This window comes from Sorangium sp. So ce321 (assembly GCF_051530195.1).
GTDB lineage: Bacteria > Myxococcota_A > Polyangia > Polyangiales > Polyangiaceae > Sorangium.
The window spans coordinates 1,559,207-1,583,321 of the sequence record NZ_CP150329.1; the positions used below are offsets into that span (position 1 = coordinate 1,559,207).

The 24,115-nt window shown below is 69.5% G+C and carries 16 protein-coding genes; 4 read left to right on the top strand and 12 right to left on the bottom strand.

Features of this window, described 5'->3' with window-relative positions:
* Positions 1-32: 32 nt before the first annotated feature.
* Positions 33-1,262, top strand: coding sequence for a hypothetical protein (locus WME89_RS06090; protein ID WP_438008293.1), 1,230 nt, complete (start codon positions 33-35; stop codon positions 1,260-1,262).
* A gap of 67 nt (positions 1,263-1,329) precedes the next feature.
* On the opposite strand, the gene WME89_RS06095 is transcribed toward WME89_RS06090, so the two are convergent.
* The 5 genes from WME89_RS06095 to WME89_RS06115 form a co-directional block, all read right to left on the bottom strand.
* Complete coding sequence (locus tag WME89_RS06095) at positions 1,330-1,971, bottom strand: glutathione S-transferase family protein (RefSeq protein WP_438008294.1); 642 nt, start codon at positions 1,969-1,971, stop codon at positions 1,330-1,332.
* A 264-nt stretch (positions 1,972-2,235) separates the two neighbouring features.
* A complete protein-coding gene (locus WME89_RS06100) occupies positions 2,236-3,081 on the bottom strand; it encodes an AraC family transcriptional regulator (protein ID WP_438008295.1) in 846 nt (281 codons plus the stop codon).
* A gap of 341 nt (positions 3,082-3,422) precedes the next feature.
* Complete coding sequence (locus WME89_RS06105; protein WP_438008296.1) at positions 3,423-3,998, bottom strand: hypothetical protein; 576 nt, start codon at positions 3,996-3,998, stop codon at positions 3,423-3,425.
* Between the two features lie 273 nt (positions 3,999-4,271).
* Complete coding sequence (locus WME89_RS06110) at positions 4,272-5,015, bottom strand: hypothetical protein (RefSeq protein WP_438008297.1); 744 nt, start codon at positions 5,013-5,015, stop codon at positions 4,272-4,274.
* A 751-nt stretch (positions 5,016-5,766) separates the two neighbouring features.
* Entirely contained in the window at positions 5,767-6,531 is a 765-nt protein-coding gene (locus tag WME89_RS06115; protein ID WP_438008298.1) for a hypothetical protein, read from the bottom strand.
* 278 nt (positions 6,532-6,809) lie between these two features.
* Between WME89_RS06115 and WME89_RS06120 the strand changes: the two genes are divergently transcribed.
* Positions 6,810-7,802 (top strand): amidohydrolase family protein, encoded by a 993-nt coding sequence (locus WME89_RS06120; RefSeq protein WP_438008299.1) that lies wholly within the window; start codon positions 6,810-6,812, stop codon positions 7,800-7,802.
* A 30-nt stretch (positions 7,803-7,832) separates the two neighbouring features.
* On the opposite strand, the gene WME89_RS06125 is transcribed toward WME89_RS06120, so the two are convergent.
* The 3 genes from WME89_RS06125 to WME89_RS06135 form a co-directional block, all read right to left on the bottom strand.
* The gene (locus WME89_RS06125; RefSeq protein ID WP_438008300.1) at positions 7,833-9,419 is read right to left on the bottom strand and encodes an outer membrane protein assembly factor BamB family protein; all 1,587 of its coding nucleotides are present in this window, start codon (positions 9,417-9,419) and stop codon (positions 7,833-7,835) included.
* A 105-nt stretch (positions 9,420-9,524) separates the two neighbouring features.
* Positions 9,525-10,562, bottom strand: coding sequence for a hypothetical protein (locus WME89_RS06130; protein ID WP_438008301.1), 1,038 nt, complete (start codon positions 10,560-10,562; stop codon positions 9,525-9,527).
* 77 nt (positions 10,563-10,639) lie between these two features.
* Positions 10,640-11,920, bottom strand: coding sequence for a sigma-70 family RNA polymerase sigma factor (locus WME89_RS06135; RefSeq protein ID WP_438008302.1), 1,281 nt, complete (start codon positions 11,918-11,920; stop codon positions 10,640-10,642).
* A gap of 880 nt (positions 11,921-12,800) precedes the next feature.
* Between WME89_RS06135 and WME89_RS06140 the strand changes: the two genes are divergently transcribed.
* Both WME89_RS06140 and WME89_RS06145 read left to right on the top strand, forming a co-directional pair.
* Positions 12,801-15,278, top strand: coding sequence for a SpoIIE family protein phosphatase (locus WME89_RS06140; RefSeq protein WP_438008303.1), 2,478 nt, complete (start codon positions 12,801-12,803; stop codon positions 15,276-15,278).
* 2 nt (positions 15,279-15,280) lie between these two features.
* Positions 15,281-17,776, top strand: coding sequence for a SpoIIE family protein phosphatase (locus WME89_RS06145; RefSeq protein WP_438008304.1), 2,496 nt, complete (start codon positions 15,281-15,283; stop codon positions 17,774-17,776).
* Positions 17,777-18,042: 266 nt separating this feature from the next.
* On the opposite strand, the gene WME89_RS06150 is transcribed toward WME89_RS06145, so the two are convergent.
* The 4 genes from WME89_RS06150 to WME89_RS06165 all read right to left on the bottom strand — a co-directional run bounded on the left by WME89_RS06150 (position 18,043) and on the right by WME89_RS06165 (position 23,907).
* A complete protein-coding gene (locus tag WME89_RS06150; RefSeq protein ID WP_438008305.1) occupies positions 18,043-18,438 on the bottom strand; it encodes a hypothetical protein in 396 nt (131 codons plus the stop codon).
* Between the two features lie 424 nt (positions 18,439-18,862).
* On the bottom strand, positions 18,863-20,071 hold the full coding sequence (locus WME89_RS06155; protein ID WP_438008306.1) for an endo-1,4-beta-xylanase: 1,209 nt from the start codon (positions 20,069-20,071) through the stop codon (positions 18,863-18,865).
* 226 nt (positions 20,072-20,297) lie between these two features.
* Positions 20,298-22,079 carry a hypothetical protein gene (locus WME89_RS06160; RefSeq protein WP_438008307.1) on the bottom strand — a complete coding sequence of 594 codons (1,782 nt, stop codon included), beginning with the start codon at positions 22,077-22,079 and terminating at the stop codon, positions 20,298-20,300.
* 577 nt (positions 22,080-22,656) lie between these two features.
* The gene (locus WME89_RS06165; RefSeq protein ID WP_438008308.1) at positions 22,657-23,907 is read right to left on the bottom strand and encodes a peptide-N-glycosidase F-related protein; all 1,251 of its coding nucleotides are present in this window, start codon (positions 23,905-23,907) and stop codon (positions 22,657-22,659) included.
* Between the last annotated feature and the right edge of the window lie 208 nt (positions 23,908-24,115).

A 24,115-nucleotide genomic window follows, 5' to 3' on the forward strand; every position in this document is an offset into this window, starting at 1 on the left:
GCTCGTGGCGCGGCTCGAACTACTGGGTCGACGTGCTCTTCGTCCCGGAGAGCCCCCCTGCGCCGGGCGGGAGCCTGAACCTGCCGCCCGTGCCCTGGGAAGGCGGGCCGGCGTACTACAGCGCGCACCCGTACACCGACGCTGCGGGCTGGGACGCCCCGGCCTTCTTCCCGATCGGCGTCTGGTTCGAGGGCGTGTACGGCCAGAGCGATATCGACCTGGACAGGGACGCCGGCATCAACACCTATGTCGAGCTGACCAGCTCGAGCGATCTGGCGCTGATCCGCCAGAATGGTATGTTCGCGATCGCGGGCGTGGGCGGCCAGGGGAGCGAGACGGTCGGCCACATGCTGACGGATGAAGCCGATATGTGGGCCGGGCCCGGCTCCGCCGCCTGGACCGGGAACAGCCCAGGGCAGGGGGACATCTGCAGCCCCGCGGGCGCGTCCTGCGGCTATACGGTCATGCAGACGCTCGTGGACAGCACCCCGCCGGACGGCCGGGTGCGCTACGCGAACTACGGCAAAGGCGTGATGCTCTGGCAGAGCGTCCAGCAGGCGCAGCAGTTCGTCAATGCGTACACGGACGTCGTCCCCAACGACATCTACTGGTATACCGATCCCAACGTCTGCGCCGAGATGCAGACCTTCCTCGGCCTCCCGTCGAGCACGTGCCGGCTGTCCGCGAACTACGGGGTGACCATGGACAAGATGCGCCAGCTCGACGGCATGGACGGGCAGCGCCAGCCGATCTGGGCCTTCATCGAGGTCGGTCACCCGTTCACGGAGGACTCGGCGCCGAGCATCGCGCCCGAGCAGATCGCGGGCGCCGTGATGTCGTCCCTGATCCACGAGGCCCGCGGGATCCTCTACTTCAACCACAGCTTCGGCGGCCCGTGCCAGTCCCAGCACGCGCTCCGCGAGCCCTGCTACGCCGCGCAGCGCGCCAGCGTCAGGGAGATCAACCGGCGCATCCGGGAGCTCGCGCCCGTGCTCAACACGCAGTCCTACGCGTTCTCCTTCAACGAGGGCCTCGACACGATGCTCAAGGAGCACGACGGGTCCTATTACGTCTTCGCGATGCTCGGCCGCGCGAGGCCGACCGGGAGCTACACGCTCACGCTGCCGGAGCAGCTCGCGGGCTCCGTGGTCGAGGTCCTCTACGAGGATCGCACCATCGACATCGCCGGCGGCGCTTTCACCGACGCGTTCGCGGCCGAGCACACGGCCCACATCTACAAGATCACGCCGGGTGCGCGCTGAAGAGCGCGCCCGGGCTCGGGCCCGGGGCGGGGAGGGGCAGCCGTGGTGAGCGGGCGTCGGCCCGGCTTCAGGTGAGCATGGGGGTCAGGTCCGGGTCGCCCTTGGCCATCGCTCGCCGATAGGCGGGCCGCGCCCCGATGCGCTGTAGATAGCCGAGTATGTTGGGACAAGGCGCGAGATCCACCGGATGGAACAGCCGCATCGTGGTGAGCGAGAAGACGCTCATGATGTCGGCGGCGGTGAACTCGCTTCCTGCGAGATGGTCGGTCTGCCCCAGTCGCGCTTCGATCAGCGCGAGCACTTGGTCCAATCGTCCCTGCACCGACGTCTGAACCGGATGATCCGGCGCCAGCCCGCACCGTCCCACGATCATCGAGCGGAGCATCGCCGGCTGGAGGTTGCCGTTGGAAAAATGGAACCAGTAGAGATAGGAAGCGAAATCGGGGTGATCCGGCCCACGTCGCAGACGGCCGCGACCGTATCGGGCAAGGATGAAGTCGACGATCGCGGCCGACTCGGCCAGCAACATCCCGTCGACCTCGATGAGCGGGGCCGCGCCGAGCGGGTGCAGCGCCTTCAGCTCCGGCGGCGACAGGCGCGTGACGGGATCGCGCGTGTGTTTCTCGAGATCGTAGGGAACGCCGAGCTCTTCACAGAGCCAGAGGATCCGCTCCGATTGGGAGTGACCGAGGTGATGGATCTTCAGCATGGAGCCTTCCTTGCGAGATGCGTGGAAACAAGCGCGTTCAGTCTAGCGATGTGCAGCGGAGGTGTACGGATGCGATCTGCATCTTCCTTGCTCCGTTGGTCGTGCTGCGCCCCGGTGCCATCGCGGTCGCGACGACGGCGCAGCAGGCGATCGCGTGAATCAAGCTCACGCCTCTGAACCGTAGCGCCGCCGGGTCGCCCCGGAACCGCAATCGCGCGCTCGAACGCCGCAATCCGCGGCGCGACACCCCTCGGTGAAGGGGCGCTAGCGACGGCGGCGCAGCTCCGAAGGCAGCACGCCAAATCGATCTCGAAAGCGCTCCGCGAACCGAGATGGCGAGTCGTAGCCGGATTGCTCGGCGACGACGGCGAGCGGTCGCTCGGTCGTCCACAGCAGCATGAGCGCATGATCCATCCGGATCTCGAGCAGCAGCTGCTGGAACCCCGTGCCCTCTCGGCGCAAGTGACGCTGTAGCGTGTCGTCGCTCATCCCCAGTTGCCGGGCGACGTCCGGCAAGCGCCACGGGTGGGCGGGGCGCTCGCCGAGCATCCGCTTCAGCCGGAGACGAACGTCGGACGCCGCGACGAAGGGGTCGATGCCTGCCTCGCCGAGCCATGCGACGAGCTCGAGGAGGCGCGAGCGCTGGACGGCCGCGGGGAGGCCTCGCTCGAACGCCTCCAGGCAACGGGTCAACGCCGCGTCGAGCTCTTCGTGCTCGGCGACGCGGAGCTTGCGGACCTGCTGGAGCTCGCGCGCCTCCGCGCGAGGCGGCAGGTAGCGCGCGAGCTCGAAAGACAGAATGACGCCTTCCGCCTCGTAGGCCCCCTGCGCCGGTACATTGCGCACGTCGACCCGAGTACCCGCGGGCAAGTAGAGCAGCTCACCCGGCCGCGCCGCGAGGGACTCGTCCGCGCGGCGGAGCTGCTTCTGACCCTGCAGGACGCGCACGATCGCCGGAGAGCCCCACTCGACGTCCGCGAAGAGAAGATCCGTCTCCGTCTGCTTCACGCGCAGCGGCGACCCGTGGCCGACCCTCGCCTCGGCCACGCGCGGCCGCGCCAGCCGTCCCTTGGCGTTCGCGTCAGCCGATCGCGCTCGTGACCGCGTCATCCAGGCTCGCTTTCGGGTGACGCTTCAAGCAGCGCCAGCTGGTCGGTGTCGCGGAGCAGCGCCGTGGCCCGCTCGATCCGGAGCGCGTGCCGGAACGCGGAGGCCGCTTGACGAGATCTGTCACGAGGGGCGAGCGTGCTGGGCACGCCCCGAAGTCTACGACGACGGGCGCGGGGTCGTCGCCTGGGACGACGTGACACATGGGGGACGGGCCCGTGGACGGACGTGTTCGAAGGCGTGGTAACGGGTTGGTGCGTGGCGCCGTGAGGCCATGGACGGGGGCGCCCGCTTGAGCCGACGCCCGGACAGGGAGCGCCCCGGGGCCCGCTCCGGCGCGCCGCTCAGATACCCGAGGACGACGCGAGGCAGGCGTCGAGCTCGGGGGTGTCCCGCCAGCCGCACTGGCCGGACGCGTCGCGCTCGCAGACGCCGTGCTCGCCGTAGCACGCGTACTCCTCGCGCCACTCGCACGTCGTGAACACTTCCTCGTCCGCGCAGACCTGCCCGCTACAGCCGGTGACCACGCAGAGCCCGAGCTCGCCTCCAGGCGGTACCTCCCGCACGTCCCCGCCCCCAAGGCACGCGGTGAGCTCCGGCGTCTGTCGCCAGCCGCACTGGCCGGACGCGTCGCGCTCACAGATGCCGTGGTCGCCGTAGCACGCGTACTCCTCGCGCCACTCGCACGTGGTGTACACGGTCTGGTCCGCGCAGACCTGCCCGCTGCAGCCGGTCGGCCTGCAGCGGCCGGGCTTGATCCCCCCGGCCGCCGCAGAGACGAGCTCGGCGGGCGCGCTGTCCACACCGTCGATCTCGGGGCTAGCCTGGCCGCAGCCGTCGTCATTCGCCCCGGCGAGCAGCGGGACGCACAAGAGGAGCGCAGTGAAGGCAAACTGATGACGCGCGGTGAAAGAATTCATCAAAGACCTCCTTAACAAAACAAAAACAAAGTACAGAGTGCCCGGAATGGGCGAGTTCCTTTCCTTAGATCACGCGGCGACCCCACGCAACCCGCAGCGTTGCTCCTCCGACCCAGTGTCTCGGGCTCAGCGGCTACACAAGATCCGTGCTGCCTCCTTGACGGCGTGATCCGGTCGGATCTCGTGTCACCAGGAGCCGGGGAGGGGCTACTGCAGGCGATGGCCTGTGAGGCGCTCTCACGAGAGCCGCAGCTCCGGAGTGAGAATGGCCCATCACAGCATGCGACACTTTGGATTCACGGAGTGTACGAGCTGGTCGGCGTCGCCGATGAGCTCAGCGATGGCGGTCCCCACCGGGCACTTGACCGTGTAACCTGTGGCATGGACGGTGCCGATGCCAGGGACGGCATTGGTGTTCATGTCGCTCATCTTCCACGCTTCGACCGTCTGGCACAGCAGATCGATCCGGTAAACCAGGGTGTCGACCCAGATGTTGATCCCGACCAGGACCTGGCTCGCCGGGCAGATCACGCTGCCGGGCGAGCCGCCGTCGCCGCCGGCGGTCACGGTCTGGAACGCGGTGCCCAGGGTGCCGTCGCTGGCGAGCGGCGCGCAGATCAGGCCGATACGGTCAATCGAGCCGCCGCTCCGGCCGTGGACGCCGACAGCCACGTTGCCGCTCCCACAGGGGATCTGGTAAGAGATGTCGACGGCCGTGCCGCCAGCCCCACCGGTGCCGCCAGCGCCGCCAGCGCCACCGGTGCCGCCAGCGCCGCCAGCACCGCCAGCGCCGCCGCTGCCCGCGTCACCGCCGGCGGTACCGCCACCGCTGCCGGCTGCGCCGGCGTCACCACCGCTGCCGGCTGTGCCGGCGCCCGTCGTATCGGCGGTGCCCGAGAAGTCGAGCTCGTCGACCCCCGAGATCGCGTTGCATGTCGCGCTCCCGCACGCGAGGGCGAGCGCCGCGGCCACCACCGTCGCGAGAGGCAGTGTCGTCCGGACTGCGTGCGCTCTCATCGGAAGCTTCCGTGGCGGGTGATCTGGCCGGGCCCGAAGCTCGCCTGGAGGGCTGGCGCAGGCGACTTTCCGATGCCGCCCTGTACCGTCGAGGCGCCGGCCGGGACGAGCAGCAACGCTGGGGCGGCGCCCCTGGACGAGGCCGAGCGTCCGAAGCGTGGGGTGGAGTCAACCAGGGTAGGTCGGGTCGGCGGCATGAGGTCTCCCCTCCGGGGATCGAGGTCTCGGTGCGGGCGGTGGTCTGTTTTTGCCGAGGCCTGGCTGACCTGGAGGGCGCGGTCATCGTGCCGGGCGGTCAGCGACGAGGGCAGCCAGGACGTCCGGCCTGACCATACCCGCGAGGGTGGCCGGAAGGAACCTGATCCGAGAGCCCGTGCTGTGCTCGCCGCCCTGGCCGGGGCCAGGCGGTGGGCCTCGACGATCCCGAGGTCGAGGGGCTCGACGAGCCCGTCACCTCCTTGGCGCGCGAGCAAGATGTTTTCCGGTCGCGCGCAGCTCCGCCGAGAGGCACGACGCGCCGTCCTCGAAGCCATGGTCATGGACATGCCCGGCGCTCGGGATGTGCAGCCAGGCGGACGCCTTCGCTCGCCGCTCCAGGCACGCGCGTGCCGGCGCGAGGTCGCGCAGCAGGCGTTCGGCGCGAGCGTCCAGCGAGGGTGAGCTTACAGGCGCTGCGGGGGCCGTCGAGGCTCGTGGTCGGTTTGCATGAGGGAGACCTGAGGTCGGAGCGCGGACGCTCGCCAGGCGGCGCTCAGCACTCGCACTCGTCCTCCCCTTCATAGGACTTGGCGATGAACGTGATGTCGTACGGGTAGGTCGCCTCGGGCGGCCCATAGATGCGGAGGAGAAGGTCGTTCGCGGAATCCAGCCCCTCGCCATCGAGCCACACCCGCCCTTGATCGCTCTGCGCAGCTCCGATGAGGTCCATCGTGGCCGCGCTGTAGACCTCCACGATCACGGTGTTCTTTGGACGGGATGGCGGAGTATACTGCTCACAAACTGCGCCGCAAAGCTCTGCCCCGGCGGCCAGGACGCGAAGCTTCCAGTAGAACTCTTCGAACCCGAGAGAGGTATCGAGCAGGTACCAGTCCTCATCGCCTTGACAGAGGACGAAATCTCTCCTCGAGAACCACGCGTCCATGGAGCCGTCACCGCCTCCTGTATACGCGAGCGGCGCCGCGGAGGTGGACACGTCATTCCCCTCGTAGGCGTCGTCTGCACACTCCGCCGCTCCGCCGCTCCCCGTCTCGGCGTTGCCTCCACCGGCCCCACCAGCGCTGCCGCTGCTGCTGCCGCTGCCGCTGCTGCTGCTGCTGCTGCCGCTGCTGCCGCTGCTGCCGCTGCTGCCGCTGCTGCTGCTGCCGGTGCTGCCGCTGCCGCTGCTGCTGCTGCCGGTGCTGCCGCTGCCAGTGCTGCTGCTGCCAGCGCCTCCAGCACCGACGCCTGCGCCGTCGTCCGACCATCGCAAGCACGAGGTCGTTCCAAGCAACGAAGTGCAGAGCGCAGCGAAACCCATGAGATGAATCGAGCTACGGATGAGCGACATACAGAACTCCACTGGGCACGGGTGAATAACGACTTCAGGGCAAGGCCTCGCCCTCGAAGCGCAAGCATCGAACATCGCGCGAATCCTGATTGAAATCGTCATGTCAGATCACATCATTTCTCACGGCTCCCTCCTTTTTCTCATGGCACCAGCGCGGCTGCGCCGTATCCTTGCCGGCGATGGATCCGCATCGCTCAATGTGCTCTCGCGGCTATCGTCGTTGCCGCCGTCCGCGTCGTCCTCGTTCGATGGTCCCTCACGCAGATCGCGGGGCTCGCCTCCGCGGCGTCGCGTGGGGAGCTGCGTTCGCCGCCGTCCTGGGGTGCCGTTCGTCGCCGGCTCCGCCGGCCCGTCAGGAGGTCATCGACATCCATGTGCACCTGACGCAGGCCGACGCAGTGGCTCCATTGCTCGCTCACATGACCAGACATCACATCGATCGCGCCGTCGTCCTGGCCAGCCCGGACCTGACCAGCGGCCGCGGCGGATCCGGGCTCTCCGGCTACCGCACAGGCAACGAGATCGTCCTCGACGCCGCTGCGGCTCACCCCGGAAAGCTCATCCCGTTCGTCACCCTGGATCTGGGCCACGACGACCCCGCGTACCTCGTCGAGCTGCGCCGCCGAGGCGCCTGCGGCGTGAAGCTTTACCAGGGGCACAACCTCTTCCACGAGCGTCCCCTCGACGACCCCTCGCACCAGGCGGTATGGCAGGCGCTCGCCCATCAGGCGCTCCCGGTTCTCCTTCATGCCAACACGGTCCGTTACCGGAGCGAGCTCGAGGCGGTCCTGCGCGCCTTCCCCGACCTCCGGGTGGTGTGCGCCCATCTCTGCGGCAGCCGCACCGACCTCGCCCGCGTCGAGTCCCTGATGCAGGCGTTTCCGGGCCTCCTCGTCGATACGAGCCATGGCTCTGCCGGCCCGGCGGCCGAGGGGTTCGCGCACCTCGAGCGCGAGCGCGCCCAGCTTCTCAGGCTGTTCTCCCGCTGGCCCGAGCGCTTCCTGTTCGGGACCGATCTCGTGACGAGCGGGCTGAACCCGACGTCGACGGAGATGTGGGACCTTCAGGTGGAGTCGAACATAGGTCTTTTGAAAGAGGCCCATTTTCGTTTCTTTCGTCAAACCGCCGACCAGTCAGCTCGCACCCTCGGCACCTATCAAGGCCTTCATCTTCCCCCAGAGCTCCTGGGCCCCGTCCTCGGACAGAACGCCGCGCGATGGCTCGGCGCCTGCCTGCGGTGAGAGACATCTCGCAGACCGCCGCCCGCGGCCTCAGGGGCCGAGCTTCACGAGGAAGAGATCCCTGGCGGACCTGGGATTCAGGAGCGGCCCCGCGCCAAAGTCGATCGTCCCGACGAACGGCCCGGCGGCGAACACGTCGCCCGCCCTGTCCATGGCCGTGGAATGGCCGTACTGGTGCCCCCTGTCGCCTGTGTGCTTCACCCAGCGCACGGTGCCCGTCGCGTCGATCTTCGCGACGAAGGCGTCGCCATAGGTGCATTCCATCAGGCCCGTGCCGAAATCGACGTCGCCGTACATCAAGCCGGTGATGGCGAGCTCGCCGTCCACGGTCGTCGCGACGTCCAGGGCCGTCTGTGGCCCGTCCTGCCCGAGGCGCTTGGCCCAGAGGAGCTCGCCTTCGGGGTTCAGCTTGGTCACGAAGGCGTTGCCGCCCCACGTGACAGAGCTGGGCTCAAGCGGTCCGAACCCTCCCGAGCTCACCAGAGGACCTCCGCCAAAATCCACGCTCCCCTGGAACGTCCCGCTGACGACGACATCTCCAGAGCCGTCGACCGCGACGCCGTACGCCCTCTGGAGCGCTGCGTCGCCGAACCGCTTGCTCCAGAGGTGCTCTCCGTCGGCGTCGAGCTTCGCCACGAAGATATCCTCGAGTCCCGCGGTGATCAGCGGACCGCCGCCGAGGTCGATCGTCTCGGTGAAGTAGTCGCCGAAGCTGCCGGCAAGAACGACGCTGCCCGACGCGTCGAGAGCGACGTTGTGGATCTCCGTGTAGCCGAATTGCTTGCTCCAGAGGCAATTCCCCGCAGGGTCGAATTTCGCGATGTAGGAGTCGGCCTGCTCGGCGCTGGTCAGCGGAGCCCCGCAGAGGCTCATCTGGTCCAGGAAGAACCCTGCCACGACGACGTTTCCGGCTGCGTCCACGGCGATGTGGTCCGCGTATTGGTCGGAATCAGCGCCGATTCGAGCCGACCAGACGTGATCTCCGTCTGCCGTGAAGACGGCCACGAAGGCGTCCATTCCATCCTCCTGCCCCCCGATCGGACCGCCTCCGAAGTCGACGCTGCTTCCATGAACCCATCCCGTCGTGGCGATGAGCCCCGCGGGGTTGACCGCGACGTCGCGCACGGAGCTGGAGTCGGAGAATTGCTTGTTCCAGAGGAGATCTCCTTCGCCGTCGAATTTCGCGAGGGCGAAGACCGAGCTGCCCTCGATCGAAAGCGGACCGCCGCCGAAGTCGACGCCATCGGCGACCTCCGCCGCGAGGACGACGTGGCCCGCCCCGTCCACGGCGATGCGGCCTTCCGACATGTGGGGTTCGCCTGCGTTCGCGCCGAAGTGCCGGCTCCAGAGAGGATCGCCGGTGCTGGGCGCGCCGCCGCCGGCGCCGCTGGTGCCGGCAATGCCGCTGCCGGCGCTGCCGCCGCCGGCGCCGCCGCTGCCGGCAATGCCGCTGCCGGCGCTGCCGCTGCCGGCGCTGCCGCTGCCGGCGCTGCCGCCGCCGCTGCCGGCGCTGCCGCCGGCGCCGTCACCGCCTTCTCCCGTCGCGCCGCCGGCGCCGTGACCGCGAATGGGATCGAGCGGAATCCTGTCGCACGCCGCGGCAAGCAGGTTGAGCACGATGCATCCAGGTACGATGAGGTGTTTCAAGGAGCCCTCTCCGATCTCGACTGAGGAAGTGCGCGCCGCCTGCTCCCAGGAATGGCCGCTTGCCGCGGCGGCGGCTCACCGCTCGACGACGACGCCGAGCGAGAACGACGCGAGCGGGCTGAAGGTCGAGGTCACCCGTCCCACGAACCGGATATCGACAGGGGGAATCGCCGCGCCGCCGAGCGCGCCCGCCGTGAGAACCAGGGAATCGACGAGCCGGAGACGCACCTCGGCTCGCCCGTAGACGAGGGCGGTGAACGTGGACTCGTCGCTGTCGAGGTGGGGCGGCCTCGCCTCTCCCGACGCGCTCACGTGAGCGAGGCCCAGGCCAGGGGAGAGGACGAGCCCGAAACGGCCCGTCCTCGCGACGGGCGCCAGGACGAGCTCGGCGCCGAGGAGCGTGGAGCGAAAGCCCACCTCGCCTTCCGCTGCCTCGATCGTCGGGCTGACGATCGGCAGGTCCGCAAGGAGCCCGATGCCGACCCGGGCCGAAGGCCAGATCCGGAGCGAGGCATCGAGCGCCAGCGACACTCCCGGCGTCTGCCATCCCACGGCCATCGCGACGCCCACATCGACGAGCGCGGCCCTGGGCGCAACGGGCACCGGGAACGGGGATGCGGGGGGAGCGGGAGGCGCCCACGCGCCGAGCGGCAGGCTCCGCCACGCCTCGCCGGGCCCCACGGCCACGGCCGGAGGCGCGACGGGTGCGGGCGGGAGCGGCGCCGGCGCGACGGCCGCCGGCGCCGCGTCGCCGGGGGCGCGGGCCGGCGACAGGAGCGCCCGCACCAGCTCCGCCGCGCGGAGCACCCGGGTGTCGAGCGGGCCGTCCGGCGCCACGCTCGCGACGAGGTCCGCCCGCCCGCCCGACGCCGACCAGATCTCGAGGGCCCCCTCGTCGCCCTCGGGGACGACGATGAGCAGCCCGCCGGGGGCGACCGCCGTCGGGGTCGCCTCGACCTGCACCCGCAAGCCCGCCGCTTCGAGCTCCTGCGAGAGCCGGTGCGCCAGCGCCCCGCGCGCACCGGCGACGACGGTGACCGGCGACCGCTCGTCGGCGGAGCACGGCGCCGCGAGCGCCAGGAACGCCAGGAACGCGACGAGCGCGCCGCTCATCGAGCTCGCCGCGGCGCGCGCTCTGGACGAGCGCCGTCGTCGCCGGTGCGACCCCCGTGACCTCCGCGGGCGCAGGCTCAATCCGCCCCGCCGGCGAGCGTCGTCGCGAGCCCGGCGTGGGCGCCGTTCGGGTAGGCCGCGAGGTAGCGCGCGGCGAGCTCGCGGGCGCGCGCGTGGAGCTTCAGGTTCCTCGCGCACTCGATGGATCGGCCGAGCGCCTCCGGCGCGAGCGCGCCGCGCGGCCTCTCCGCGAGGTACACCGCGAACCAGCGCTCGGCCTCCGCCCAGGCGCCGCGCCCGTCGAACGCCATGCGGCCGAGGTGGTACGCCGCCGCGGCCGCGGCGTCGCTCCCGGCGAACCGATGGCGCGCCGTCTCGTAGAACCGCGCCGCGACGCTCGGCTTGCGCGAGAGCCGAGCCGCGGATCCGAGATCGACCAGCTCCGCGCCGCCGGCGCGCCCGAGCACCGTGTCGACGCCCAGGAGCTCCACGTCGGCGAGCGCCTCGCCGAGCTCGCCCGCGGCGAGGTGCGAGCGCCAGCTCTCGGAGGGGGCCACAACGGCCGAGGGCGCCGCCGCGCGGGCCGGCGGCGAAGGAGGGGGATCGGGCGCGGGCGCGCCGGCGCTCGCGCTCGGACCGGCGCTCGCGCTCGGGACGAGGGCGGGAGGCTGAGCGTGCGCGCTCGCCGTCGGCGCGACGGCCGGCGGCGGCGCCTGCGGCGCGGCGGCGCGCGGGGCCGCGCAGGTCAGCCGTATCGACTCGGGGGCGGCGACGGCGCGCCCGGGCGGCTCGACGCAGGGGCCCAGGAGGTGGACCCGGCGCTTGACGGTCGCCACCGACACGTTGCAAGCGGCGGCCACCTCGGCGAGCTCCTGGCCCTCGACGATCCGCAGCGTGAAGGCCAGCCGCTCGTCGGGGTCGAGCGTCTCCAGCGCGCGGTAGAAGGCGCGCACGCCCTGCCGGGCCTCTGGATCGACGCTGGCCGAGATCTCCGGCAGCTCGTCGCTCGCGAAGAACGCGAGCCATCGGTGCCGCCGCTTCTTGCGGATCGCCTCGCGCGCGACGAACACGGTGACGCTGGTGATGAACGGCTTCAGCGCCGCGGGCTCGCGCACGTCGTCGATGCGGGAGAACACCCGGGCGAACACGTCCTGCACGAGATCCTCCAGGGTCCGGATGTCGCCCAGGAGGCGAAACAGCATCCGCTCGACGAGGCCCGCGTAAGCGTCGAGCAGGCGGCGCTCCGCCGCGGGATTCCGGGCGTGAAGGCCGCGCAGGACCTCGGACGAGGTGGGCTGCGCGGCCACCGGGGGATCCGGCGAGCGGGGCTTTCGGACGACGCGGAGGTGCGCGGACATCGCGGTGACTTCTAAGATGGCCGGTCCCCGTCGCGACGGCTCAGCTCCGCGTCGCGCCCCCGGTGGGCCGCAGCTCCCCGTGGAGGCAGCCCTCGGCGCGGCTGAGCTCGCGCCATGACGCGGAGCGCTCGCCAGGATCGCGAGCGAGGCAGCGTGGACCAGCTCGACGACAGCCGGCCTTCACGCCATGGCCAGCGGGCCACCTTGTCCAGGCTCGCCTGGAGCTCGCTCAGAAGTAGCGGCCCCAGGTCGATTGCCCACGCGCCGACCGCGTCGAGGAGTCCCAGGGAAAGTTGTGTTGCTTCGCAACGACGAGCTCTCCACGACGAGGGAATGCGGCACAATACTTGTGCCCAGGAGCGCAGAGCACCGGAAGGATGTCGCCCCGCTCGATCCCATCGACGTGTCCGAACAGCGACAATCCCAGGTACTTCTTGCCATCGGGGGTGAGGTGAAGGCTGACGATCGTGGCGGGCATTCGCCAGAGCCCATGGCCCATGTATGAGTGTCTTACCGTGTTCACGGTCGCGTCGGTGAACGTGCCATGACGGAACAGTCGTCGCGCAGAGCTTACCCGGCGCCAGGCCCAGAACAGAAACAACAGGTACGTGACGACAAATAGAGCCAGGTGAAGCGCCCTCGACTCCGTCGAGCTCAGGGCCCAGCGCATGGCCCTCACCGCAACCACCGCGACCGAGTGAAGTCAACCCCCATGTGACGATGTAACCATGTGACCATGTAAGCAGAGCGCGACGCCTGTCGGTCTCCCTCCGCAACGCGGTCGCGGTCGCGGGCGAAGGGATTGGAGGCCCATCGAGATCGACGTACAATCCCCCGGCTTGAGCTCGATCGACGACGCGCTTGATCGAAGGCCGCATCCATGACGAGGAAGCGCCCGGCGATCGCGCTCGTGATGGACTATGCGCGCAGCGAGTACCAGGCCGAGCTGCGGTTCGGGGCCGAGCGCGCAGCCGAGGCGCACGGCGCCGATCTCCTCGTCGTCCTCGGCGAGACGCTCGCCCCCCAGGGCTCCACCGCGACGGCCGTAAACAGCGTTTACTATCTCGTGGGAGCCGACACGGTCGATGGAATCGTCGTCTGTTCCACGACCCTCTGCCACTACGTGGGTGTCGAGGGCATGAGGGCTTTCTGCCGCTCTTATGCGCCGCTGCCGGTCTGCAGCATCGGCGTGGAGGTCGACGGCACGCCCAGCCTCATCGTCGACAACGCCCGCGGGGCCGAGATGTCCGTCGGGCATGTGGCCGACGCCCACGGACGCCGGCGGATCGCGTACATCAGCGGCCCGGCGAACAACGATGAGGCGAAGGTGCGGGCCGACGCGTACAGGAGGGTGCTCGCGCAGCGCTCGATCCCCTTCGACGAGCGCCTCTTCTCGTACGGGATGTTCACGGTCGAGAGCGGCCGCGCCGCGATGCGCGAGATCCTGGAGCGCGGGGTCGACTTCGACGCCGTGGTCGGCGCCAACGACAACATGACGCTCGGGGCTATCGAGGAGCTCAAGGCGCATGGCATCGACGTCCCGCGGGACGTCCTCGCGTGCGGCTTCGACGACGTGTCCGTCGCGCGCTTCACGAGCCCGTCGCTCACGACCGTCCGCCAGCCCATGAAGCAGCTCGGGGCGCTCGCCGTCGAGACGGTCCTGCGCATGATGCGCGGCGAGGCCGCCCCCGCGCGGCGCCTCTTGCCGGTCGAGCTGAAGCGACGCGAGTCGTGCGGCTGCGCGTCCCAGCCGGCCGCGGCTCCCAGCCCCTCGGCCGCGCCGACGCACGGCGAGCCCCTCGCCCTCGCCTCGCAGCGGGAGAGCCTGGAGCGCGCAATGCACGAGACCCTGTCGATGCCGACCCGCTCGCTCGTAGGCTGGCCCGCGGCGCTGCTCTCCGGGCTCGAAGAGGAGCTCGCCGGGCAAGAGGGGCGGTTCCTGCGCGAGCTCGAGGATCTGCTCGACAAGGCGAAGCGCGAGGGCGCAAGCCTCGAGGACTTCCAGGGCGTGATCACGCTGCTGCGCGAGCGGCTCGGCAGCGCGCTCGAGGGCGAGGGCAACGAGGCGCTGAACGAGGAGCTCGAGCGCATCTGGCATGCGTCTCGCTGCGTGATCGGCAGCGCGTCCGTCCGCGCCGAAGGGGAAAAGCGGCTCAGCCTGGAGCTCGCCTCGTTGTATCTCCGCTCTACAGGGAGGGCCTTCTCGACCTGCCTGAGCTTGCCTGTCCTCCGGGAGACGCTCGCGTCGCAGCTTCCCAAGCTGCAATTGTCGCGCGTCGCGGTGTCGCTCTATCAAGACCCCGAGTGCACCACCCTGAAGTGCGTCTTCGTGATGGAGGACGGACGCGCAGCGGATCCGCCTTCGTCGAGCTTCTCGGCGCGCCTCCTCGCGCCTCCCGGGTTCCTGTTCTCCGGGGAGCGCAGCGTCATGATCGCGCTCCCGGTCGCGTTCGGCGAGGCGGAGAAATTCGGCGTCGCGGTGCTCGACAGCGGAGCGAACGCGCTGATCTACGACACGCTGATGCTCCAGCTCGGCTCCGCGGTGGAGGCCGCTGCGCTGCACCGCGAGGTCGTCCGGCAGGTGGAGCTGCGCGAGCGGCTGGAGCAGGAGAAGGCCGGCGAGGAGAGCCGCGTCGCGGCGCGCATCCAGACCACGCTGGCGCCCGCGCGCCTGCGCCTCGACGGGCTCGATCTCAGCGCCATCACGAAGCCGGCAGCCATGGTCGGCGGCGACTACTACGACGTGCTCGCGACGAGCGAGGGCGGGTGGCTCGGCATCGGCGACGTCGCCGGGCACGGCCTCGCCGCCGGCCTCGTCATGCTGATGATCCAGAGCATGAGCGCGGCGCTCACGCGAAGGATGCCGACAGAGAGCCCGAGTCGGATCGTCTCGACGCTCAACAGCGCCGTGTACCACAGCGTCCGCGACCGGCTGAAGCGCGACGAGCACGCGACGCTCCTCTTGCTCCGGTACGAGCGGAGCGGGCGCGTGACGTACGCGGGAGCGCACGAGGACGTCCTCGTGTGCCGCGCGCGGACGCGGCGCTGCGAGCGCGTCCCGAGCTCCGGCCTGTGGGTCGGCGTCTTGCCCGACATCCGGGAGATCACGCAGGACGCTGTGATCATGCTGGAGGACGGCGACCTCCTCGTGCTCTACAGCGATGGAGTCACGGAGGCGCGCAACGCGCACCGGGAGCTGTTCGGGCTGGAGCGGCTCTGCTCGGTGATCGAGGCTGTCCAGTCGGCGTCGCCCGAGTCCATCCGCGACGGCATCCTCCGCGAGGTCGAGCGCTGGTGTCCGAGCCCGGACGACGACATCACGATCGTGGTTGCGAGGTACCGGGCCCCCGGAGGATGACCATGAAGCGCCGGACGATCGCTCTCGTGATGGACTACGCGCGCGGCGAGTACCAGTCCGAGCTGCGGTTCGGGGTCGAGCGCGCCGCCGAGGCGCACGGCGTCGATGTCGTGATCGCGCTCGGGGAGGAGCTCGGCGGCCCCGGCACGGGCACGAAGGCCCAGAACTCGATAGTTGGCCTCATCGGAGCGGATGTGGCCGACGGCGTCGTGGTCGCCTCGGCGACGCTCGGCAACCACACCGGCGTGGAGAGCCTGGTCGATTTCTGCCGGACATTCGCGCCGCTGCCGGTATGCAGCATCGGCGTCGCGCTCGCCGGGATCCCCAGCATCGTCGTCGACGACGGCCGCGCGATCGAGCTCGCGGTCGGGCACCTGCTCGGCGAGCACGGGTGCAGGCGCGTCGCGTACATCGGCGGACGGACGACCCGCACCGAGGCGAAGCCGCGCGCCGACGCGTACCGGCGAACCCTCGAGGCGCACGCGATTCCGTACGACGAGCGCCTCGTCGCGATCGGCGAGCTCACGATCGAGAGCGGCTGTGTCGCCATGCGCGAGCTCATGAGCCGAGGGGTCGAGTTCGACGCCGTGGTCGCGGCCAACGACGACATGGCGCTCGGGGCGATCAACCTGCTCAAGGCGCACGGCGTCGAGATCCCGCGGGACGTCCTCGTGTGCGGCGTCGACGACGTCGACGTCGCGCGCTACACGAAGCCGTCGTTGACCAGCGTCCGCCAGCCCATCAAGCACGTCGCGGCGCTCGCCGTCGAGACCGTCCTGCGCCTGCTCGACGGCGAGGCGGTGCCGCTGCGCGACGCGCAGCCGCTCGAGCTCATCCATCGCGAGTCGTGCGGCTGCGCGCGTCAGGTCATCACGAGGAGCGCGCGCGCGGAGGCGCCGGCGCGCGACGGATCGCTCTCGGGCGCCGAGGAGCGGCAGGAGCTCGCGCGCGCGCTCGATCAGGCGGTGAGCATGCCGGCGGCCGTCCTCGGGGGCTGGCCTGAAGAGCTGCTGTCGGCGCTCGACGAGGAGCTCGCGGGGCGCGAGGGCCGTTTCCTCGGCGCGCTGAAGCGCCTGCTCGACCGAGCCGGCGATGAGCGCTGCTTCCTCGACCAGTTTCAGCTCGTGATCACGCTGCTGCGCGCCCGGTACCCCTGGAGGCCTGGCGGAGCGCGATCGAGCAAGTCTCTCGAGCAGCTCTGGCACGCGGCGCGCCTCCTCATCGGGCGCGCGTCCGTGCGCGCCGAGGGGCGACAGCGCCTGAGCGTGGAGTTCGCGGCGAACGATCTCGGCTGGACCGGGAGGTGGCTCACGACGTGCCTGAGCCTGCCGCTCCTCAAGCGCACGCTCGCCTCGGAGCTCGACAGGCTGTATTTCAGGCGCGCGTCGCTGTCGCTCTACGAGGACGCCCACCGCGCCACCTTGAAGCCGTTCTTTCTGATGGAGAACGGCCGCGAGCTCTCTCCGCCTCCGGAGAGCTTCCCGGCGCGGCTCCTCGCGCCGCCGGGGTTCTTGAAGTCGAGCGAGCGAGGCAGCGTTACCGTCATGCCCATCACGTTCGGCGGCGCCGAGCACTATGGCGTTCTGGTGCTCGGCGACGGGCCGAACGAGGCCGTGTGCGACGCGGTGCGCGTCCAGATCGGCTCTGCGATGAAGACCGCGGCGCTGCACCGGAAGATCGTCTGTCAGGTGGAGCTGCGGGAGCGGCTGGAGCAGGAAGCGGTGCGCCGGGAGCTCCAGGTCGCGTCGCATATCCAGACCACGCTGGCGCCCCCGCTCTCGCAGATCGAGGGGCTCGAGCTCAGCGCGATCATGAACCCTGCGCCCGAGGTCGGCGGCGATTACTACGACGTGTTCGCGACGAGCGAGGGCGGGTGGCTCGCGATCGGCGACGTGGCCGGGCACGGCCTCGCGGCGGGCCTCATCATGCTGATGATCCACAGCATGCTCTCGGCGTTGACGCAGGGCGAGCCGGCCGCGAGCCCGCGAGACATCCTCTCGACGCTGAACGCCGCGGTGCACGAGAACATCCGAAACCGCCTGAGACGCGACCAGCACGCGACGCTCCTCTTGCTCCGGTACGAGCGGAGCGGGCGCGTGACGTACGCGGGAGCGCACGAGGACATCCTCGTGTGCCGCGCGCGGACGCGGCGCTGCGAGCGCATCCCGAGCTCCGGCGTGCGGGTCGGCGCCGTGCCCGCCATCGACGCGGTGACGCGCGACGAGGAGCTCGTCCTGGAGGACGGAGACGTCCTCGTACTCTACAGCGACGGGGTGACGGAAGCGCGTGACGCGCGCGACGAGCTGTTCGGGCTGTCGCGGCTCTGTTCGATCATCGAGGCCGCCCAGGACGCGCCTGCCGAGGCCCTCCGCGACGAGATCCTCCGCGAGGTCGAGGCCTTCTGTCCGAGTCCGGGCGATGATGTCACGATCGTGGTGGCGAGGTACCGGGCGCCCGCTGTCCTTCAGCCTGCCCTCGACAGCGCGAGCCCCTCGTGATCGCGCGCCGCGACCCCCTCGCGCCGCTTCCCTTGCGGCGGCAGGCCCTGCACCGCAGGCGCCGTTGACCGCCGGCCGGTCAGGCGGCGACGCTCTTGGGCTCGGCGCACCGCCGGGCTCCGAGCCGAGCCGCGCTGATCTTCGGGCTGACGCACGGCGGGATCGCCGTTACGTCCGAAGAGAATCGAGGTGCCGAAGCCGGCGGGTCTGGGCGTGAGCCGAAGGAGCTCGCCGCGGTTCCTGGCAGATACGACGGAAGCGGCCGCTCAGAAGGCCGGGCACGAGGAGCCGACGCACGCCACGGAGGGCGGGCCGCCGGGGAGCGCGTTGTCGTAGCAGATGTAACAGTTCGTCGAGGGCAGCCCGGGCATGCTGCTGCCGGGGCAGTTGTAGCGACGCTGCTTGTAGTACCTCGACGCTTCTCCGAAGAACTCGTTATAGTTGGGGTCGCAATCTCGGGTCTCGACGCCGATCGCGGTCGTGAACGAGCTGTCGCTGTAATACGTGCGGGTAAAGCCGGTCGACATCAGCGGCTGCTCGGCCGTATCCACGGCCTCTTCGCTGGCGGCTCCCTCGGCCTCAGGCGCCGATTCGCTCGGCTCGGCCATGCAGGCGGCAAGAGAGGTGGCGAGGCCGAGAGCGACAAAGATGTTCTTCAGCATGGTCTTCTTACTCCCTCGTTGTGACGGCGCCCGGGCGTGCCCCGGCGCCGGCCCGCCGCAGCGGGTCGACGCGCGGCTGCGGTGAGGGAGGGGCCCGCCCGTCGCGCGATCGTCGTGACGATGTGTACGCGCAGGCCGCTGGGCGCGCGTTCACAAACGCGCCATTCGGTTGTGTTTTCGCGCCACCCGGCCTGGCGAGCTCGCCGCGCCCGCACGCGGCGTGTGGTCCCCCCAGGCGAAGGGACGCGATGACCAGCGCTTCGTGATGCGCTCGATCAGCGCGGATGCGGGGCGGGGAGAGGCGGACGGGTATGGCTGAACGGCGCTCCACATCGGGTCCACAGCATCAGGACAGGCGTCGCGCGCACGCCCTCGCGCCGCCGAACGCACCTGCTCGTCTCCGCGCCGCCCTGACGCAGCAGCGCTAGAAATCAGTGACCGAGTAGAAAGCCTTCTTGGGCTCGAGCTGCTTATCGAATAGCAGCGGATAATCCGGCCTGCCAGAATCAAACTCCGACAGCCAGGTATTGTCGTCTGCGACCCCCCAGAAGGTGACATTGCCTATGAGCTCGCTGTTCCGGCGAAACATGTCAAAGAACTCCTTGTAGCGGGCCGCGTGCTTGTCCTTCAGCGCGTCAGTCAGCTCCGCTTCGGTCCTGTACCACTTTGACTCGTCGCTCGAGCCATAGTCTCTCGTATACATCGAGACATCCAGCTCCGTGATGTGGACCTCCAGGCCCAGCGCTGCATATGCCTTGATTTCCTTTTCGAGATTCTCAACCGTCTGATAAACGGTCTGGTTGGTCGGCTTCTCCTGGGCAGGCTCGATGTTCAAGTGACACTGGAGCCCCACGCCGTCGATCAAGCCTTCGCTCTTCAGCTTCTCTATCATCGATAGGATCGCCTCGCGCTTTTCGTCGAGGTAGTTCCAGTAGTCATTGTAAAATAGCTTCGCGTCGGGGTCGGCAGCTCGCGCGGCCCTGAACGCTTCGAGGATGTAGTCCTCGCCGCCTATCTTGTACCAATCACTGTTGCGATAGCCCCATGATTGTACCAGGGACAGATCTTCGCCCGCGTCCTCCCCATCTTCCTTGTTGCCTGTGATGGCTTCGTTGACGACGTCCCAGGCGCTGACCCTGCCGCGGAAGTGAGTGACTACATCTGTGATATGATTCCTCATCCTTTCTATCAGGGTTTCCTTTGCGACCGGGGCATCCGCCTGGTCGACGAACACCCAAGGCGGAGTCTGGCTGTGCCATACAAGGCAATGTCCGCGGACCGCCATGTCGTTCGCCTCAGCAAACGCGACAATCTGGTCGGCGGTCGTGTAGTCGAAGACGCCCTCTGTGGGCTGCAAGGCCTCCCACTTCATCTCGTTTTCACAGACGATGCTGTTGAAGTGCTTTGCTAGCAGAGGGGCATGTGCGTCTTTGTACGAAGTGGAGTCGACGGCGGCCCCGATCGGGAAATGGTCTGCGTATCTCTCATGCAAAGACACTTCGGTGCCTTCGGCCGTGGTGCTCGAGGAGCTGCAGCCGAGCATGGCCAGCGCTCCGATGAAGAAGCAAATGGATGCGGTTCTGGTCGTCGGATGTGTCTGATGTTCGCAATCATGTAATGAGCCGTTCAGCATGAGCACATCTCCTTCCCGATGGGAGAAATCGTGGGCGTGGTGCGCCCCACCACTCTGTCCGTTGGCGCCGACGTGACGGCCTCCGAGGCCCGCTCCGGCAGGGCGCGACCTGCACGGACCCCCTTCCAAGGGGGTCCGGTCGATCCGAAACCGAAGCCGAGGGCCTCCGAAGCCCGTCTCGGCAGGTCGTGTACGCTACCAGGAACGCCGAGGAGCTCGTCCACCCTTACCGGGGCTCGTCGCGCTTCCGGAACCACGTGGAGAGGTAGCGCTCCCCGAAGTCGATGAAGGCTTCGCGCATCATGGCCTCGTAGACGATGGCCTCGAGGGTCCCAGGGGGCGCGGCGGCGGTCTGCTGCTGGATGAGCCCGGCCGGGACCCGCCGCGCGATCTTGTGGCTCGTGAGCAGCGGTTGCGCGCCTCCGGGCAAGATGAACTCCGTCCTGTAGAGGAACTTGAGCCCCATGATGATGATCTGCGGCTTCTTGCTGGCATAGGCGAGCCCGGACGACTCGACGCGATAGCTCACCACGAGGGAGGGGGACGTCACGGAGAGCTGCTCCGCGGCGGAGCCCTCGAAGGGCGGGCCCGGCTCGAAGGTGACGAACTCCGGCTCGAACCCCCGAGCGAGCCCCTCCGCCAGGGCCGACGCGGTCCGCTCCTCCTGGGGATCGAGGCGGGTCGCATCCACGTAGCGCGTCGGCAGGGACGTCACGCCGCGGAACATCTGGCTCTTCATCACGATCTCGTCGGCGCGCTCCAGGTCCTGCGACGGAAGCCGCCGGAAGCGGACCTGGACGGCCGGGCCGCGGAGGCCCTGCGGCGTGCTCCTGGGCCCCACGCGCTCCGCGTGGGCGAGGAGCCACCGCACGAAGTCCGCGTTCTGCTCGCTCCCTTCTGGCATCTCGCTCTTGTACCGATCGAGCGCGCGCACATAGAGCGCGTGCCTGGCGTCGTTGAACGCCTTGTCCAGGCCGTGCTTCGGGTAGCGCTCCGCGAACGCCATCAGCGCCGCGAGCGTGCCCACCTCCCGCGCCCGCTCGAGCTCCGCGCCGAGCGCGGCGCGGCGGGCCGCGGCGACCTCGGCCTGGATGCCCGTCCTGGGGTAGGCGCGGATGAAGTCGTCGATGGCCTCCACCGAGCCTCTCGCCACCGCGAGGCGCAGCTCGGCCCGTGGCAGCAGCACCTGCGAGACGAGCTCGCCGTGGCCGCGGCCGCGCGTGATGTAGCTCTGGTACGCGGCCACGTCGTCGCGCGCCCGCGCCGCGGCGTACATCCGAGCGTCGCTCATCCGGTTGCGGAGGAAGAAGAGCCCCGAGCCGAGGGCCACGCCGACCGCGGCCGCGAGGAGCCATGCATGGCTTTGCCACCCCGGGACCTCGCGCGAGAGCGGGATCCGCGACGCGAACGGGCTATCGATGGCAGGCGGCTCGAAGGGATCGAGCCGGCGCAGCTCCGCGGCGTCGGGCTTCGCTTTCATGCGGCTCCACGCCTCTTCGATCTCCCGGATCACGTCGCCCGAGCGCGACGGGTCCTCGAGGGGAAATGCGTGCTGCGTGCCCCCGAACGTGAGGACCACGGCGCCCCGAGGGTCCGCCGAGACGCGCGAGAGCTCCGCGAGCGAGAAGACCCGGAGCCTGTGGTCGCGCGCGTCGATCAGGTTCGCGGGGAAGACGAACAGGCCGGGCGCGAACGGCAGCGTGATGAGGTCGGCGTTGTAGGCGAGCGCCCGGAGCACGCCGACGGCGGTGATCGCGGCGAGCAGCACGTACGCGGCGGCCGCCGCCGTCGGGTGGAGCGCGAGGGCGCTGTTGACGTCCCCGAAGCCGGCCGCGCAGAGCGCCGCCAGCAGGAGGCCCGCCGCGGCGCTGACCGCGAGCCAAGCCACGATGGTGCGCCGAGTCCCGAACCGGCTGACGATCGGCGCCGGCGCGAACCGCCCGCGGAACGCCTCGATCACGCCGTCCTGAATGGCACGCGGAAGCTTGTAGAAATTGATCTCGTTCATCGCGCTGCTCCCGCTCGGCGCCGGCGCTCGGCGCCGTTCCGCACCTCGACCTGCCGATCGACCCTAAAGCATTTCGCCCCGAGCTCCGAGACCGGAGATGGCATATCCTTGCAGCAGGAGCGTGCAACAATGGGCCGACTTCTGCTCCTCTGGCACTTGTGCAGTCTCGTCAACGCCGGCGCTGCGGTGGGCTGCGCCGGCGGCGAGCCCTGAGGTGACGGCTCGAGCGCGCCGGGGCTGGCGGCTCCGGCGCCGCCGCGTCCGGGAGCGGCGCGTCGTGCAGCAGCGGCGCCGGCTGGTGACGCGGCGTAGCGAGGGGAGGCGGCCTGACGCACGTCGAGGGGCCCGGCTCGCGAACATCGACGAGGGACAGCGCGGCTCGTCCCGGGCATAGATGGGAGATAGATGGGAGATAGATGGGAGATGGATGGGAGAAGGAGTGCGGGACGTGCTCCGCCGCGCCAGATCCCCGACGGTTCAGCGCGGACCTCGGCCAGGGCGCGGGCGCCGAGCCCTCGGCCTCGAGCACGACGACAGCGTCGCGACGCAAGTCGTCGAGAACGTCAGGGGGACGCGTTCACTGAGCCTGCACGTAGAGCGAGAACGGGAAATTACCCTGCCCGTCGACGAAGGTCGCGTCAGGGACGTCGATCACGAGCTCGTGCATGCCGGCGCTCGCGGCCCCCCACGGGACGATCCGGGTGTCGATCACGTCGCCAGGGCACCAGTTGCTGAACGACTGCCACTCTTCGTCCGACCGCGGGGACTGCCCGTAGATGCCGTTGCTCTGGGTATTGTACCTGCGAAATGGCTCGCACGACGTGCGCCCGGGCTTGTACTGCAAGGCCAGCTTGCCGTCGGCGTACACGTGATGCTCGCGGCGAATATACTCCTCGCCGCCCTGGTTGGCGCCGTGGTTCGACGTGATCAACACGAGCTGTGCGTTCTGTGTATCTGCCGGCAATTCGAAGCTGACGGTCTTGCGGGTCGTGCCGACCTTGTCGCTGGCGCCCATGGCGTAATTGTTGAATTCTTCGCCGATCGCCAGCGGCAACAGGACGCTGAAGGCCTGGGCCTCCTGCGTGCTGTCGGTATACAGCAGCAGCGATCCGAGCTGCGTGTCATTGCGACCAGCGCAACCGGCGACCTCGTCGTTTGCGGCGTAAGGCACGCCGAAGATGCTCAACTCGAGCCAGAAATCGTGTTCGGCCAGGAGGTCGGGGTCTTTCAAGATCGGTACGAGGTTGCTGGCCTCCCATTCGTAGGGGACCGTCGTCGGCTGCTTGTTCATGTTCATGAACGGCGTGACGAACCGTGCGACCTCGATCCGGTCGACCTCGCCGGAAACGTAGGTCCGGGCACCCTTGGGGACCAGCGCCAGGTTGACCGAGCCGAGTCGATCGTAGTTGTCGCACAGCGCTCCCACGATCACGCGGACCTTCAGGGTGGTTTGGATCTTGGCGAGCAGCTCGTCGGTCAGCCTGGTCGCAACCAGCGAGTTGTCGTGGCGGATCACGCCTTCCGGGATCGGTTCGTCGACCGTCGCGGCGTAGCCGTCGTAGAACACGATGTTCTCCAGCACCGGGACCTCCTCGGGTTCCGGGAGCGGCTCGTCGCCGCTGCCGCCGCTGCCGCCGCTGCCGCCGCTGCCGCTATCGCCGCCACTGCCGCCAGTGCCTGCGCTGGTCCCGGTCATTGCGCTCGTGCTCCCGGTGCTCTCGGAGGTCCCGGTGCCTCCGCCGGTGCCCACGTCGGAGCGCTGTTCCTTCGCGCACGCGGCGAGCAGGGCCACCAGACAGAAGTATGGGATCGCGCGACGCAGGCTCATTCGTCAGACTTATCAGATCGCCGACTCGATGTCGCGCTGGAGCGGCGGACCCACCACGCCCAGGTGGGTGGTGTCCTGATCAGGGCCCCCGACGGTTTCCGGACCCGAGCGGTTCGCGAGGTCGCGCATGGAAAATTGCGACCGAAACGGGCAAGTTGGGGCATTACCTGGCCCCCAGTTCAGCATTCTCTGGTTCCGGGAGGCGCGT